This window comes from Pseudomonas edaphica (assembly GCF_965277385.1).
In the GTDB taxonomy this organism is placed as follows: Bacteria; Pseudomonadota; Gammaproteobacteria; order Pseudomonadales; family Pseudomonadaceae; genus Aquipseudomonas; species Aquipseudomonas edaphica.
The window spans coordinates 1,611,636-1,625,268 of record NZ_OZ255725.1 but is presented as its reverse complement, the minus strand read 5'-3'; the positions used below and the strand labels follow the sequence as shown (position 1 = coordinate 1,625,268).

14 protein-coding genes are annotated in these 13,633 nt (G+C 60.9%); 6 read left to right on the top strand and 8 right to left on the bottom strand.

Annotated features, from left to right (window positions below; genetic code table 11):
• Positions 1 to 90: 90 nt before the first annotated feature.
• The 5 genes from ACQY47_RS07285 to ACQY47_RS07265 are packed head-to-tail and all read right to left on the bottom strand — an operon-like array spanning position 91 to position 5,462.
• Positions 91 to 1,128, bottom strand: a complete 1,038-nt coding sequence (locus ACQY47_RS07285) for an AbrB family transcriptional regulator (protein WP_026013720.1) — start codon at positions 1,126 to 1,128, stop codon at positions 91 to 93.
• A complete protein-coding gene (locus tag ACQY47_RS07280; RefSeq protein ID WP_058419550.1) occupies positions 1,121 to 2,635 on the bottom strand; it encodes a tripartite tricarboxylate transporter permease in 1,515 nt (504 codons plus the stop codon). The genes ACQY47_RS07285 and ACQY47_RS07280 overlap by 8 nt, the downstream gene beginning before the upstream one ends.
• A gap of 1 nt (position 2,636) precedes the next feature.
• Positions 2,637 to 3,095 (bottom strand): tripartite tricarboxylate transporter TctB family protein, encoded by a 459-nt coding sequence (locus ACQY47_RS07275; protein ID WP_099548634.1) that lies wholly within the window; start codon positions 3,093 to 3,095, stop codon positions 2,637 to 2,639.
• 60 nt (positions 3,096 to 3,155) lie between these two features.
• The gene (locus tag ACQY47_RS07270) at positions 3,156 to 4,139 is read right to left on the bottom strand and encodes a Bug family tripartite tricarboxylate transporter substrate binding protein (RefSeq protein WP_017137320.1); all 984 of its coding nucleotides are present in this window, start codon (positions 4,137 to 4,139) and stop codon (positions 3,156 to 3,158) included.
• 33 nt (positions 4,140 to 4,172) lie between these two features.
• Positions 4,173 to 5,462 (bottom strand): OprD family porin, encoded by a 1,290-nt coding sequence (locus ACQY47_RS07265; protein ID WP_428556697.1) that lies wholly within the window; start codon positions 5,460 to 5,462, stop codon positions 4,173 to 4,175.
• Positions 5,463 to 5,697: 235 nt separating this feature from the next.
• Here ACQY47_RS07265 and ACQY47_RS07260 point away from each other — a divergent pair, with 235 nt between their 5' ends.
• Positions 5,698 to 6,369 carry a response regulator gene (locus ACQY47_RS07260; RefSeq protein ID WP_017137322.1) on the top strand — a complete coding sequence of 224 codons (672 nt, stop codon included), beginning with the start codon at positions 5,698 to 5,700 and terminating at the stop codon, positions 6,367 to 6,369.
• Entirely contained in the window at positions 6,362 to 7,747 is a 1,386-nt protein-coding gene (locus ACQY47_RS07255; RefSeq protein ID WP_428556695.1) for a sensor histidine kinase, read from the top strand. The genes ACQY47_RS07260 and ACQY47_RS07255 overlap by 8 nt, the downstream gene beginning before the upstream one ends.
• Here the strand turns inward: ACQY47_RS07255 and ACQY47_RS07250 are convergent, their stop codons facing one another.
• Together ACQY47_RS07250 and ACQY47_RS07245 are read right to left on the bottom strand one after the other, a co-directional pair.
• Complete coding sequence (locus tag ACQY47_RS07250) at positions 7,748 to 8,569, bottom strand: HDOD domain-containing protein (protein WP_017137324.1); 822 nt, start codon at positions 8,567 to 8,569, stop codon at positions 7,748 to 7,750.
• A 36-nt stretch (positions 8,570 to 8,605) separates the two neighbouring features.
• Positions 8,606 to 9,547: a YgfZ/GcvT domain-containing protein gene (locus ACQY47_RS07245; protein WP_099548636.1), complete on the bottom strand. Its 942-nt coding sequence runs from the start codon at positions 9,545 to 9,547 to the stop codon at positions 8,606 to 8,608.
• A 140-nt stretch (positions 9,548 to 9,687) separates the two neighbouring features.
• On the opposite strand from ACQY47_RS07245, the gene ACQY47_RS07240 reads away from it, so the two are divergent.
• Together ACQY47_RS07240 and ACQY47_RS07235 are read left to right on the top strand one after the other, a co-directional pair.
• On the top strand, positions 9,688 to 9,942 hold the full coding sequence (locus ACQY47_RS07240) for a succinate dehydrogenase assembly factor 2 (protein ID WP_017736358.1): 255 nt from the start codon (positions 9,688 to 9,690) through the stop codon (positions 9,940 to 9,942).
• Positions 9,926 to 10,372 carry a hypothetical protein gene (locus tag ACQY47_RS07235; protein ID WP_428556692.1) on the top strand — a complete coding sequence of 149 codons (447 nt, stop codon included), beginning with the start codon at positions 9,926 to 9,928 and terminating at the stop codon, positions 10,370 to 10,372. The genes ACQY47_RS07240 and ACQY47_RS07235 overlap by 17 nt, the downstream gene beginning before the upstream one ends.
• Here the strand turns inward: ACQY47_RS07235 and nadB are convergent.
• The gene (gene nadB / locus ACQY47_RS07230) at positions 10,341 to 11,957 is read right to left on the bottom strand and encodes an L-aspartate oxidase (RefSeq protein WP_017137328.1); all 1,617 of its coding nucleotides are present in this window, start codon (positions 11,955 to 11,957) and stop codon (positions 10,341 to 10,343) included. The two genes, ACQY47_RS07235 and nadB, sit on opposite strands and share 32 nt — an antisense overlap.
• A gap of 462 nt (positions 11,958 to 12,419) precedes the next feature.
• Here nadB and rpoE point away from each other — a divergent pair, with 462 nt between their 5' ends.
• Together rpoE and ACQY47_RS07220 are read left to right on the top strand one after the other, a co-directional pair.
• Positions 12,420 to 13,001, top strand: a complete 582-nt coding sequence (gene rpoE, locus ACQY47_RS07225) for an RNA polymerase sigma factor RpoE (protein WP_003172477.1) — start codon at positions 12,420 to 12,422, stop codon at positions 12,999 to 13,001.
• Between the two features lie 32 nt (positions 13,002 to 13,033).
• Positions 13,034 to 13,621 carry a sigma-E factor negative regulatory protein gene (locus tag ACQY47_RS07220; protein WP_034096393.1) on the top strand — a complete coding sequence of 196 codons (588 nt, stop codon included), beginning with the start codon at positions 13,034 to 13,036 and terminating at the stop codon, positions 13,619 to 13,621.
• Positions 13,622 to 13,633: the final 12 nt, after the last annotated feature.

Here is a 13,633-nt window from a genome sequence, read left to right as displayed (position 1 = left end):
TGCGATGACGGTCTGTCAGCCGATACATTTATTGACTGAACCACCGCTATCGCAGGCAAGCCAGCTCCCACATTGGAATTTTTTGAAGGCTTAGATTTTTTCCGGCTGACGATTCCAGTGCCTGAACAACGGCTCAGCCAAAAACAGCACAAACAACAAGCGCATCACTTGCATCGCCGTTACCAGCGGCACCGATAGCTGCAAAGTCTCTGCCGTGAGGCTCATTTCGGCAATGCCGCCCGGCATCATGCCCAGGGTGAGTGAGCGCAAATCCAGCTGCGTCAGCGCGCTCAAGCCCACCGCCGCCAACGTCGCAAGCGCCATGGTCAAGGCGGTGCCGATCAAGGTACGGCCCATGAACGACGGCGCACGACGGAAGAACTGACGGTTGAAGTGGCAGCCCAGGCCGCTACCGATCAGCCACTGGCCGATCTGGCTGCCGCCGTCCGGCAGGCCGTAATGCAAGTCCCAGACAACACTGGCAGTCGCGCTGACCAACAGTGGCCCGAACAACCACGGGTTTGGCTGACGTAAACGCTGCCAGCCCCAGGCCACCAGCGCGCCCAGCGGGAACAGCAGCGCCAGCCAACCCCAACTCACTGGCGCCGGGTGAAACTGCGGCGTACCGCCTTCGAGCAAGTACTTGAAGATCGCCGGCACACACAGCACCACCACCAGCACACGCAAACTTTGCCCCGCTGCGACACGGCTGAGCACTGCGCCGTTGCGGGCGCCGAGATTGACCATTTCACCGGAACCGCCCGGCATGCTGGAGAAAAACGCGGTGGCGCGGTCTTCGCCGCTGCGGCGCATTAACCACACGCCGACCACGCTCGACAGGCTGGTGATCAGCGCACCGAAGAAAATCAGCCCGAAGTGGCTCATTACCTGTTCGATCACCACCGGTGTGAAGTGCAGCCCGATGCCGATGCCTACCACCCATTGGCCACATTTGCGCCCGCCGGGAATCTCCGCCAACTGCCACGGCGTGAGGCAACGCACCAGGATAATCGCCAGCAACGAGCCGACCATATAGGGCAAAGGCCAGCCGACGAGGCTGGCCAGGTAACCGCCGGCCAGGCCGACCAGCGGTGTTGCCCACCATTGTTTAAAGGTGACCTCAGACATCGGCCAGGGCGCGACGCTGTTGGGCACGTTTACGCCAGATACGCAGCAGCGGCACGAACAACATGATCGCCGTCAGTACCCACACGCCAAAGGTGATCGGGCTGGACCAGAGGATTTCCAGCGCACCGTTGGAGATCGACAGCGCGCGGCGCAGGTTCTGCTCCATCAGGCCACCGAGGATAAAGCCCAGCAGTACCGGCGACAGCGGGAAGTCCAGCTTGCGCAGGATGTAACCGAAGATGCCGATGCCGACCATCAGGAACAGGTCGAAGGTGGTGGCGTGAACCGCGTACACACCGATGGCGGTGATGATGGCGATCACCGGCACCAGCGCCCAGTTCGGCACGGCGAGGATGCGCGTGAAGATGCGGATCATCGGGATGTTGAGGATCACCAGCATGATGTTGGCGACAAACAACGAAGCGATCAGGCCCCAGACGATGTCCGGTTGTTGTTGGAACAGCAGCGGGCCGGGGGTGATGTTGTACAGCGACAGGGCGCCGATCATCACTGCGGTGGTGCCAGAACCTGGCACGCCGAGAGTCAACATGGGGACCAGAGCGCCACAAGCGGCCGCGCCGATCGCAGTTTCCGGTGCAGCCAGACCGCGTTTGTCACCTTTACCGAATTCGCCCGAGGCGCCGGCGATGCGCTTCTCGGTCATGTAGGCCACGGCACTGGCCAAGGTCGCGCCGGCACCCGGCAAGACACCCATGATAAAGCCGAGCACGCCGCAACGAATGTTCACGACAAACACTGATGCGGCTTCCTTGACGTTGAACATCATGCGCCCAGTGGTTTTCACGGCTTCCTGGCCACGGTGGGTTTTTTCCAGCAGCAACAGGATTTCGCTGATGGAGAACAGGCCCAGTACCAACACCACAAACTGGATGCCGTCGGTGAGGTGGATGTTGTCGCCGGTAAAACGGTACACGCCGCTGTTGGCATCGATGCCCACGGCCGAGAGGAACAGGCCGATCAGCGCTGCAACAAACGTCTTCAGCGGTTTGTCACCGGCCATGCCGCCCAGGCAGACAATCGCGAACACCATCAGTACGAAATATTCCGCCGGGCCGAAGGCAATCGCCCATTTGGCCAGCAGCGGCGCAAACAGCACCATGCCGCAGGTGGCGATAAACGCGCCGATGAACGAACTCCATGCCGACAGCGACAACGCCACACCGGCCAGGCCTTTGCGGGCCATCGGGTAGCCGTCGAGGGTAGTCATTACGGTAGAAGCTTCGCCCGGGATGTTGAGCAGGATCGAGCTGATACGGCCGCCGTATTCGCAGCCCAGGTACACAGCCGCGAGCAGGATCAGCGCCGATTCCGGCGGCAGGCCCAACGCGAACGCGATGGGGATCAACAAGGCCACGCCGTTGATCGGGCCCAGGCCTGGCAACAGGCCGACCACGGTGCCGATCAAGGTGCCACACAGCGCGGTCACCAGGTTGTAAGGGGTCAGTGCAACGCCGAAGCCCTGGCCCAAATAGCTGAACGTATCCATATCAGTTCTCCAGAACTTCAAGCAGGCCGAGGGGCAGCGGTACATCCATGGCCTTGTCGAACAGCAGGTACAGGCCGATAGCCATGAGGGTGACGATCACTACGCTGGGCAACCAGCGGCCGCCATACAGGCGTGCCATCGGAATACCGATCAACATGCTGCTGAGGATGAAGCCCAAGGGCTCGAAAGTGCCGGCAAACACGATCAGCAGCGCGACGCAAAGGCTGATCTTGATCAGGGTTTCGCGGTCCAGCGCGGGTTCTTCTTCGGTGTGCTTGGTTGGCTGCGGGCGAAAGATCATGTAGATCAGGCCCAGGCTCATCAGGCCGAGCATCAGCAGCGGAAAGGCACGTGGGCCGACCGGCTCGTAGGAAAACGCCGCCTGATACGGCCAGGCCATCAGTGCCAGGCCGGCGCAGACCAGCAGCATCACCGAGGCGAAAATGCGTTGTAAGAGCATGTGGAACTCCTGGGCCGCGCCGCCCGTTAAAGAGGGCGCAGCCGTGCAAAAGAGGGGCGATTACTGGATCAGGCCGAACTCTTTGGCCAGCACTTTGTAGTCAGCCACCTGTTTCTTCACGTAGGTGTCGAGCTCCGGGCCGGTCATGGCAAACGGGAACAGCTCGCGCTGGTCACGCAGCTTGGCGAACTCTTCGGAGGCCAGCAGTTTGTCGAACGCTTCTTTCCACCAGGCGTAGTCGGCATCGCTGACTTTTGGCCCGAGGTAGAAACCGCGGACCACTGGCCAGACGATGTCGTAGCCTTGCTCTTTGGCGGTCGGAATGTTCTTCATTTCCGGCTCGTCCAGGCGCTCTTCGGCGAACACCGCTAGCAGGCGCATGTCACCGCTGAGGATGTGCGGCATGGAGTCGGAGATGTCGGTGCTGCCCACCTGGATGTGGCCGCCGAGCAGGGCGGTGGCGATTTCACCGCCGCCTTCGAGGGCGACATAACGCAGTTCGCGCGGGTTGATGCCGGCGGCCTTGGCGATCAGGGCGGTTTGCATCCAGTCCTGGCTGCCTACGGTGCCGCCGGAACCGATCACCACGCTGCCCGGATCTTTCTTCAAGGCTTTGACGAGATCGTCGAGGGTCTTGTAGGGCGAATCGCTTTTCACTGCGATGGCACCGTAGCTGGTGCCGACCGCTGCCAACCAACGCACGGCGCTTTCATCAAAACGGCCGAACTTGCCCTGGGCCAGGTTCAACAGCGAACCGCTGGACCAGGCCACCAGTGTGCCGCCGTCCGCTGGGCGCTGTGCTACCACCGCGTTATAGGCCACCGCGCCCACGCCGCCGGGCATGTAGGTCACACGCATCGGTTTACTCAGCAGCTTCTCATTGACCAACGCGCTTTGCGCCAGTTTGCAGGTCAGGTCAAAACCACCGCCGGGGGAGGCTGGGGCGATGCATTCCGGGCGTTTGGGTTCGTCGGCGGCCAGCAGTTGGCCGGCGAACAACATGCAGCCGGCGGCGAGGGCCAATTTACGCAGTGAATAGGTCATTTGAATCTCCGTCTTGTTGTTATTTAGGGGCTACTACCAAAGTGCGACGCTATAGCTGACCAGCACGCGTACTTCATCCGCATCACGGGCCGAGTAGTTGGAACGGTACGTGGCATTACGCAGGCGAAACGCGACATCCTTGAACGTGCCACTTTGTACGATGTAGCGGATCTCGCTGTTGCGTTCCCACTCCTTGCCGGTCTCACCGTTCTTGAGCTTGATGTTGTCACCCGACAGGTAACGGCTCATGAAGCTCAAGCCGGGAATGCCCAGCTTGGCGAAGTCGTAGTCGTAACGCGCTTGCCAGGAGCGTTCTTCGGCGCCGGCAAAGTCGTTGATCTGTACGAAGTTGACCAGGTACGGGTCGGCCCCATCCACATACGGAAAGGCGCTGTCGCCGGACATGTGCTGGTAGCCGGCGCTGAGCTTATGGCCATTGAGGGCATAGCTGAACAGGCCGTTGAGCGATCTGTTGTCGATCTTGCCGCCATGGGCCGCGCCCGTGTCATCACTGATGGCCAGGCGCAGGTCGGTGCCGAAGGTGCCGGGGCCGAGTGGGCGCGAGGCAACCAGGCCGAGGAAGTGCTGGCGGTACACGTCATCGAGTTGGGCGAAGTGGTAACTGCCGGTGATCTTGTCGGCGAACTTGTAGTCAACGCCGCCGAAGTTGAAGTGCTTGCCGGTAGCGCCGCTGACGAAACGGCTGTTCTTGTTATTGAGGGCGATTTCTTCGTAGTCGGTGGAATCGCGGTCTTTGGTTTTGTCCAGGCGGCCGCCGGTAAACACCAGGTTCTTGAATTCTTTGGAGGTCAGCAAGCCACCGTTGAAGGTCTGCGGCAGGATGCGGCCGTCGTTGGGCTTGAGGGTCGGCAGTTCGGGGATCAGCGCACCGATCTTGAGTTCGGTGGCGGAGATCTTCACTTTGCCGGTCAGGCCGAGTTTGGCGTAGTCGTCGACAGCGCGGCCGTTGTCAGTGGGCAGCAAGCCAGAACCTGTGCGGTCGGGGCTGGAGTCGAGCTTGACCCCAAGCATGCCCAGCGCGTCCACACCAAAGCCGACGGTGCCGTCGGTGTAGCCCGATTGCAGGTTGAGCATGAAGCCCTGAGCCCATTCGTCGCGCTTGGATTGCTGCGCGCTGGTGCCGTCGCGAAAGTCGCGGTTGAAGTACATATTGCGGGTTTCCAGGGTCGCGCTACTGTCTTCAAAGAAGGCAGCCTGGGCAAGCGGCGAAAAGCCGGCAAGGGCGGTGGCACTGGCAAGGGCGGTCTTGGCAAGACGGGAAAAACGCACAGGCGGGCAAGCCTGGGGCTGTGTCGACAGCATCGTGGTGTACTCCGTTATTGTTCTTATTTTGGCGAAAACGCTTCGAGGCGTTTTTCGATCGCTACGGATCAGGTAGCTCGGCGGGCATTACCCACCGTTGCAGGATGCTAAAGGGCGAAGCTTTCACTAACCTTTCAGCTGCCTTTCAATGTTTTCGGGCTTCACAGGGCAGGCGGCGCCTGTAAACTGCCCGCCAAAGCGTGGCGTCGACCATGCCCGAACGAGGTGAAAATCCATGCGTGTCCTCTTGGTTGAAGACCATCTGCAACTCGCCGAAAGTGTTGCCCAAGCGCTCAAGAGCACGGGTTTGACCGTCGACGTACTGCACGACGGCGTGGCCGCGGACCTGGCCTTGAGCAGCGAGGAATATGCGGTGGTGATTCTCGATGTGGGGCTGCCGCGCATGGATGGTTTTGAGGTGTTGGCGCGTCTGCGGGCGCGTGGGAAAAATCTGCCAGTGTTGATGTTGACGGCGCGCAGTGATGTAAAAGACCGTGTGCATGGCCTGAACCTGGGCGCTGATGACTACCTGGCCAAGCCCTTCGAGTTGACCGAGCTGGAAGCGCGGGTCAAGGCGCTGTTGCGCCGCAGTGTGCTGGGCGGTGAACGTCAGCAGGCGTGCGGCGTGCTGGTCTACGACCTGGATACCCGGCGTTTCACCGTGGGCGGCGAGCTGATGACGTTGACCTCTCGCGAGCAGGCGGTGCTTGAGGCGCTGATCGCGCGGCCCGGCCGCGTGATGAGCAAGGAGCAACTGGCCTCCCAGGTGTTCGGCCTGGACGAGGAAGCCAGCCCCGACGCGATTGAAATCTACGTGCACCGCCTGCGCAAGAAGCTCGACGGCCAGCCCATCGCCATCGTGACCTTCCGTGGCCTTGGCTATTTGCTGGAAGCCCGTGATGCATAAGCCCAGCAGCCTGCGCTGGCGGCTGCTGTGGAACCTGGCGCTGCTGCTGGTGGTGCTGATGCTCGCCAGCGGCATGAGTGCTTACTGGAATGGCCGCGAAGCCGCCGACACCGCCTATGACCGCACTTTGCTGGCTTCTGCGCGCACCATCGCCGCCGGGTTGACCCAGGTGGACGGCACCCTGAGTGCCAATGTGCCGTATGTGGCGCTGGATACCTTCGCCTACGACAGTGCCGGGCGGATCTATTATCAGGTCAATGACATCGATCGAAAATTGATCTCCGGCTACGAAAACCTCCCTGGCCCACCGCCGGGCACGCCGCGCACCGATGATTACCCGGCGTTGGCGCGGTTCTACAACGCCATGTACCAGGGCCAGCATGTGCGGGTGGTCAGCCTGCTCAAGGCGGTATCAGAGCCGAACATGAACGGCATGGCGGAAATTCGCGTGGCGGAAACTGACGAAGCCCGCGAAAGCATGGCCCGCAGCCTGATGGCCGACACTTTGCTGCGCCTGGGCATGTTGGCGGTCGGTGCGTTATTGCTGGTGTGGTTTGCCGTGAGTGCGGCACTGCGCCCGCTGGAACGCCTGCGCACCGCCGTGGAAGAACGCCAGTCCGATGATTTGCGCCCGCTGCCGCTGGTGGAGGTGCAGCATGAGTTCGGCCCGTTAGTGCGCTCGCTCAATCATTTCACCGAGCGCTTGCGCGGCCAGTTCGAGCGCCAGGCGCAGTTTATCGCCGACGCCGCCCACGAATTGCGCACCCCGCTGGCGGCGCTCAAGGCCCGGCTTGAGCTGGGCCTGCGCAGCAGCGACCCGGCGACGTGGCGCAGTACCTTGGAAACCGCCGCTCAAGGCACCGACCGTCTGACCCACTTGGCCAACCAATTGCTGTCCCTGGCACGCATCGAAAACGGCGCGCGGGCGATTGCCGAGGGCGGTGCGCAATTGCTTGACCTCAGCCAGCTGGCGCGGGAACTGGGCATGGCCATGGCGCCGCTGGCCCACGCGCGGGGCGTTGCCCTGGCATTGGAGGCGGACGAACCGGTGTGGCTGCGCGGTGAGCCGACCTTGCTGAATGAACTGCTGAGCAACCTGGTGGATAACGCCCTGGCCCACACCCCATCGGGCGGGAACGTGATTCTGCGGGTGACCGCGCCGGCGATCCTGGAAGTTGAAGATGACGGCCCAGGCATCCCGCTGGATGAGCGGGACCGGGTTTTCGAACGTTTCTACCGCCGCAGCCAGCAGGGCATGGGCTCGGGCTTGGGGCTGGCGATTGTCGGCGAGATCTGCCGGGCGCATTTGGCGCAGATCAGCCTGCATGATGGTGAATTGGCGGGGTTGAAGGTGCGGGTGAGTTTTATCGCGGGGTAGTCAATAGAACATCGAGCGCGCTTCATCCAGCTCGGCACGCAATGTTTCGCTGTAGGGGTCGATGCGCAGCTTCTTGAGCGCCGGCAGGCTGGTAACGTCTACGTTGGCCAATGGATGCGCGGTGCCTCGGTGGCAATACAGTACGGCGATTTGCACCACGTCGATGTAGTCCAGGCTTGGGGAGTCACGCTCCAAATCCAGGTACTGCCCCGGCAGCTTGGCCAGCATTTCCGGGAAATCCCACACACCCAGCAGTTTGTCACCCAGCAACGGGTGAATACTGTCGATGACATGGTTGAGGCTGACCGGGTCGGCCAACAGCTCGTAACGGTCTTCGGCGTAGGTGAGGATCGGCAGCACGCCAATCTGATGCACCAGCCCGCCGAGGGCGGCCTGGTCCGGCTTGAGGTGGCTGTGGTTGCGGCACAAGGCATAACTCACGCCTGCCACTTCCAGGCTGCGGCGCCACACTTCGCGCATTTTTAGTTCGACGACTTCGGAGCGGGCGTGGAAGATCTGTTCCATGACCAGACCGATGGCCAGGTTGCTGCTGTAGTTGGTGCCCAGCCGCGTGATGGCGGTATGCAGATCAGTGACTTCCTGGGTTGCGCGTAGCAGCGGGCTGTTCACCACTTTGATCAGGCGCGCCGACAGCGCGGTATCGCGACCGATCACTTTGCTCAAGTGGCTGATGCTGATCTCCGGGTCTTCCGCGGCCTGACGAATGTTCAAGGCCACTTCCGGTAATGTCGGCAGAACCAGGTCATCGTTGTCGATGGCCGTTACCAAAGCCTGTTGGACTTTTTCCGCCAGCTTGTTCATTCATGCTCTCTAGGGTGTTGCAAAAAGGTGCGGCGATTAACGCTGGATCTCTTTATCTCGATCCAGTAGGTACGGCAGGTCGAGCAGTTGTAAGCCGGGGCCTTCCAGGGTGCCGACGTGCACATCGCCGCTGTCGGCAGCTTCGGCTTGCAGCACGGCCAGAAGTTCAATGGAATGGTCAGCTTTTGCCGCGATGACGACTTCGCCGATCGCGCTGTTATGGTTGGGCGAGAACAGCGGAGTGCCTGGCTCGGGCAATTGCGCCGCATTGAGGCTCAGGCGATACAGGCGACGCTTGAGTTTGCCCAGGTACTGCATGCGCGCGACGATTTCCTGGCCGGTGTAGCAGCCTTTTTTGAAGCTGACGCCGCCTACGGCCTGCAGGTTAAGCATCTGCGGGATAAACAGTTCGCGGGTCTGCGGCATGACCTGGCCGATGCCGGCGCGGATCTGGCCGAGCAACCAGTCATTCAAGTCAGCTTGTTGCAGTTGGCTGGCCAATTGCTGGCGTACGCCTTCGGCGTGTTCGGCAGGCACCCAGAGTTCGGCGCGGTTCTGGGAGACACGAATGGCAATCAATGTGTCGGTGCGCACCACGCTGTCGGTTTCAGTTGGCAGCTCAAGCCCAAGGGTGGCCAGGGTTTGATCCGCATTCGACAGGCCAAAGCGTGCCCAGGCGGCGCTTTCGTCGGTGAGTTTGGATTTGGAGAACACCGCGTATTTCTTCAGGTCTGCCAGTTGCGGTTCGAGCAGCTCAGTGGCCATGGCCAGCAACACGCCGTCACCTTGCAGCAGGATGCGAAAACTCGACTGCATGCGGCCTTTTTGCGTACAACGCGCGCCAAGGCTGGCCTGGGTGTCGCTCAGGTAATTGAGGTTGCAGGTCAGTTGCCCTTGCAGGAACTTGGCGGCGTCGGAGCCGCGGACGGCAAGGACGCCTTCGTGTGTCAGGGGGCAGAAAAATGCAGAGTCGGCCATGGGTCTTCGCAGGTCAAAAAGTCATGCGTGCATCATAGAGGGGCGCCCGGCAAATGGATAGTTTCCGTATGGGGCGACCAAAGCCGAGTGTTCCGCTGCCGTTGGGCCTGTATACTTGCGCGCTATTTGAGGAGCAGTCCATGGTCGAAGATGTAGAAATCAACCGCCTCTACTGGCACAGCCGCCGTGGCATGCTGGAGTTGGATGTGTTGCTGGTGCCGTTCACTAAAGAAGTGTACGCGACGCTGGATAAGGTAGACCGCGATCTCTATGTGCGGCTGCTGACGTGCGAAGACCAGGACATGTTCGGTTGGTTCATGGAACGCGCCGAATCTGAAGACCCGGAGTTGCAGCGCATGGTTCGGATGATCCTGGATCGTGTCCAGCCCAAGTAATCGCTTCGAATGCCGCTGGCAGGCCTCTCGGCTGTTGCTGGCGGCGTATCTGTTTGCCCAAGCGTTCGCGCTGGGTGCCTTGTTGATTATTGATTTGCCCTTCGCAAGCCTTGGCATTCTGCTGTGCCTGGCGCATGCCGCCTGGGTGTTGCCGCGTCATATCCTGCTGACTCACCGTTCGTCGATTCGTGGCCTGCGCCGTGACGAAGATGGCTGGCAATTGTTCAGTGCCGAGCGCGGCTGGCACAGCGTACAGCTGCGTCCGGACAGCCTGGCGTTGCCGCTGATCGTGGTGCTGCGCTATCGGGTGCAGGGCGAGTGGTGGGTGCGTTCTGTTTGCGTACCGATGGATTCGCAGGTCGCCGATGTGCACCGGCGCCTGCGGGTGCGCTTGAAGTTCAGTCGCCGTAGGTGGCTGGCACCAGAATAGTGTCGCGGGCTTCGGGCAGCATCTGCGGGTAGTCGAGGGTGTAATGCAGGCCGCGGCTTTCCTTGCGTTCCATGGCTGAGCGGATCATCAACTCGGCAACCTGGGCCAGGTTGCGCAACTCGATCAGATCGCGGCTGACTTTGTAGTTGCTGTAGAACTCGTCGATTTCGTCCAGTAGCAAACGTACGCGGTGTTGAGCCCGTGCCAGGCGCTTATTGGTGCGCACAATGCCTACGTAGTCCCACATGAAGCGCCGCAGTTCGTCCCAGTTGTGGGCGATGATCACGTCTTCGTCGGAGTCGGTCACCTGGCTGGCGTCCCAGCGCGGCAGGGCAGCGGGCACCGGGATGCGGGGTAGCTGTTCAAGGATGTCGGTGGCCGCCGAGCGTGCGTAGACGAAACATTCGAGCAGCGAGTTGCTGGCCATGCGATTGGCGCCGTGCAGGCCGGTGAAGCTGGTTTCGCCGATCGCATACAGGCCGGGCACGTCGGTGCGACCGTGTTGGTCGACCATCACGCCACCGCAAGTGTAGTGCGCGGCCGGGACCACCGGGATCGGGCCTTTGGTGATATCGATGTTGAACGCCAGGCAGCGCTCATAGACGGTGGGAAAGTGCGTCTTGATGAAGGCTTCGGGTTTGTGGCTGATGTCGAGGTAGACGCAGTCGATGCCCAGGCGCTTCATTTCGTGGTCGATGGCGCGGGCCACGATATCCCGTGGCGCCAGTTCGGCGCGGGGGTCGAAGCGCTGCATGAAGCGCTCGCCGTTGGGAAGTTTCAGGTGCGCACCTTCACCGCGCAGGGCTTCGGTGATGAGGAAGCTCTTGGCTTGCGGGTGATACAGGCAGGTGGGGTGGAACTGGTTGAATTCCAGATTGGCCACCCGACAGCCTGAACGCCAGGCCATGGCGATACCGTCACCGCAGGCGCCGTCGGGGTTGCTGGTATAGAGGTAGACCTTGGCGGCACCGCCTGAGGCGAGAATGGTGAAGCGTGCGCCGTAGGTGTCCACTTCGCCACTGGCGCGGTTGAGCACGTAGGCGCCGAGGCAGCGTTCGCCATCCAGGCCCAGGCGCTTTTCGGTGATCAGGTCGACGGCGACGCGTTGCTCCAGCAATTCGATGTTGGGGCGTTGGCGGGCTTGCTCGAGCAGGGTCTTGAAGATGGCGGCGCCAGTAGCATCGGCGGCGTGGATGATGCGGCGATGGCTGTGGCCACCTTCGCGGGTCAGGTGGAACTCGAATCCGCCGTCATCGCTGCCCGCGTGTTCGTCGCGGGTGAACGGCACGCCCTGGTCGATCAGCCATTGGATGGCTTCGCGGCTATGCTCGACGGTGAAGCGCACCGCGTCCTCGTTGCACAGGCCGCCGCCGGCGTTAAGGGTGTCTTCGACGTGGGATTGCACTGTGTCGGTGTCGTCCAGTACCGCGGCGACACCGCCTTGGGCCCAGAATGTCGAGCCATTGGCCAGGTCGCCCTTGCTCAGGACCGCAATGCGCAGGTGGCTGGGGAGGGTGAGTGCCAGGCTCAAGCCGGCCGCACCGCTACCGATCACCAGAACATCGTGTTGAAACTGTTGGCTCATTTGAAGGATTCCGCAAAAAGCGATCCAAAGGGCTGGCGCAAACAGGACGCCTGGATCGGCGAATCAAAGGGTCACACGGGCCACTAGTATATAGAGGGGGGGAGCGGCACAATAGCCGGGCATTCGTGGCAATGTGAAATTACGGTGCACAGCTGGGTCATATGGGCCGGCTATTGAGATGGGAACTTTTTGCATGAGCCCCGACTCAATAGCAGGTTGCCCGAAAGCTGGGAAAACGTTGAGTTTATTGGCCCGTCGGGAGCATTGGACGCGTCAGAAAACCGGCGACAAGATTATTCGCGCAGCCGGCCTAGCCCGTGCTGCGTTTTTCGTGTGTGCCAAATCAGTGCATGCCGGAAACTTGCTTGGAGGGGGAGAACTTTTGCGAGAAGTCCTAGTCTATGTTTGCAAGCCTGATCGTTTAGTTATGCAAGCCTCCTGCGAGTACAACGAGGAGTGTTCATGCTAACCCAGGAAGAGGATCAGCAGCTGGTCGAGCGCGTTCAACGTGGCGACAAGCGAGCATTTGATCTGCTAGTGCTGAAATACCAGCACAAAATTCTCGGGTTGATCGTGCGGTTTGTGCACGACACCCATGAAGCGCAGGACGTTGCACAGGAAGCCTTTATCAAGGCGTACCGTGCACTTGGCAATTTTCGCGGTGACAGTGCGTTTTACACGTGGCTGTACCGCATCGCCATTAACACGGCGAAGAACTATCTGGTGTCTCGCGGCCGCCGCCCACCGGACAGTGATGTAAGTTCAGAAGATGCAGAATTTTACGATGGTGATCACGGCCTCAAAGATCTCGAGTCGCCGGAACGTGCTTTGCTGCGCGACGAGATCGAGGGCACCGTTCATCGCACTATTCAGCAACTGCCAGAAGATTTGCGTACGGCGTTAACTTTACGTGAATTCGATGGTCTCAGTTACGAAGACATTGCGAGCGTCATGCAATGTCCGGTGGGGACTGTAAGGTCACGGATTTTCCGGGCCCGGGAAGCCATCGACAAAGCCTTGCAACCGTTGTTGCAGGAAAACTAAAGACAGCGGCGACAGCCAAGAGAGGAACCGCCATGAGTCGTGATGCCCTGCAGGAATCGCTGTCCGCAGTGATGGATAACGAAGCGGATGAACTGGAACTTCGTCGAGTGCTCAACGCATTTGATGATGCCGAAACCCGTGATACCTGGTCTCGTTACCAAGTCGCTCGGGCGGTGATGCACAAGGATCTTTTAATCCCTCGTCTGGATATTGCTGCGGCCGTTTCTGCCGCGTTGGCCGATGAAGCCGTTCCGGCAAAAGCTGCTCGTGGTCCATGGCGTAGCCTGGGTCGCCTGGCAGTAGCTGCCTCGGTGACTGTTGCCGTGTTGGCCGGTGTTCGCCTGTACAACCAGGACGAAATTGCCGGTGCCGAACTGGCCCAGCAGACTCAGCAACCGGTCATGGCCGGTCCGCAAGTCAAAGGCCCAGCGGTACTGGCCGGCTACAAGGAAAGCTCTGATGCCACCGGCCCTATGGCCAACGGCGTACTTCAAGGGCAATCCGGCTGGCAGGACCAGCGTCTTCCAGGCTACCTGCGCCAACACGCACAGGAATCGGCCTTGAAAGGCACTGAAAGCGCTCTGCCATACGCTCGTGCAGCCAGCCTGGAAAACCGCTAAACCGCTAAGGGG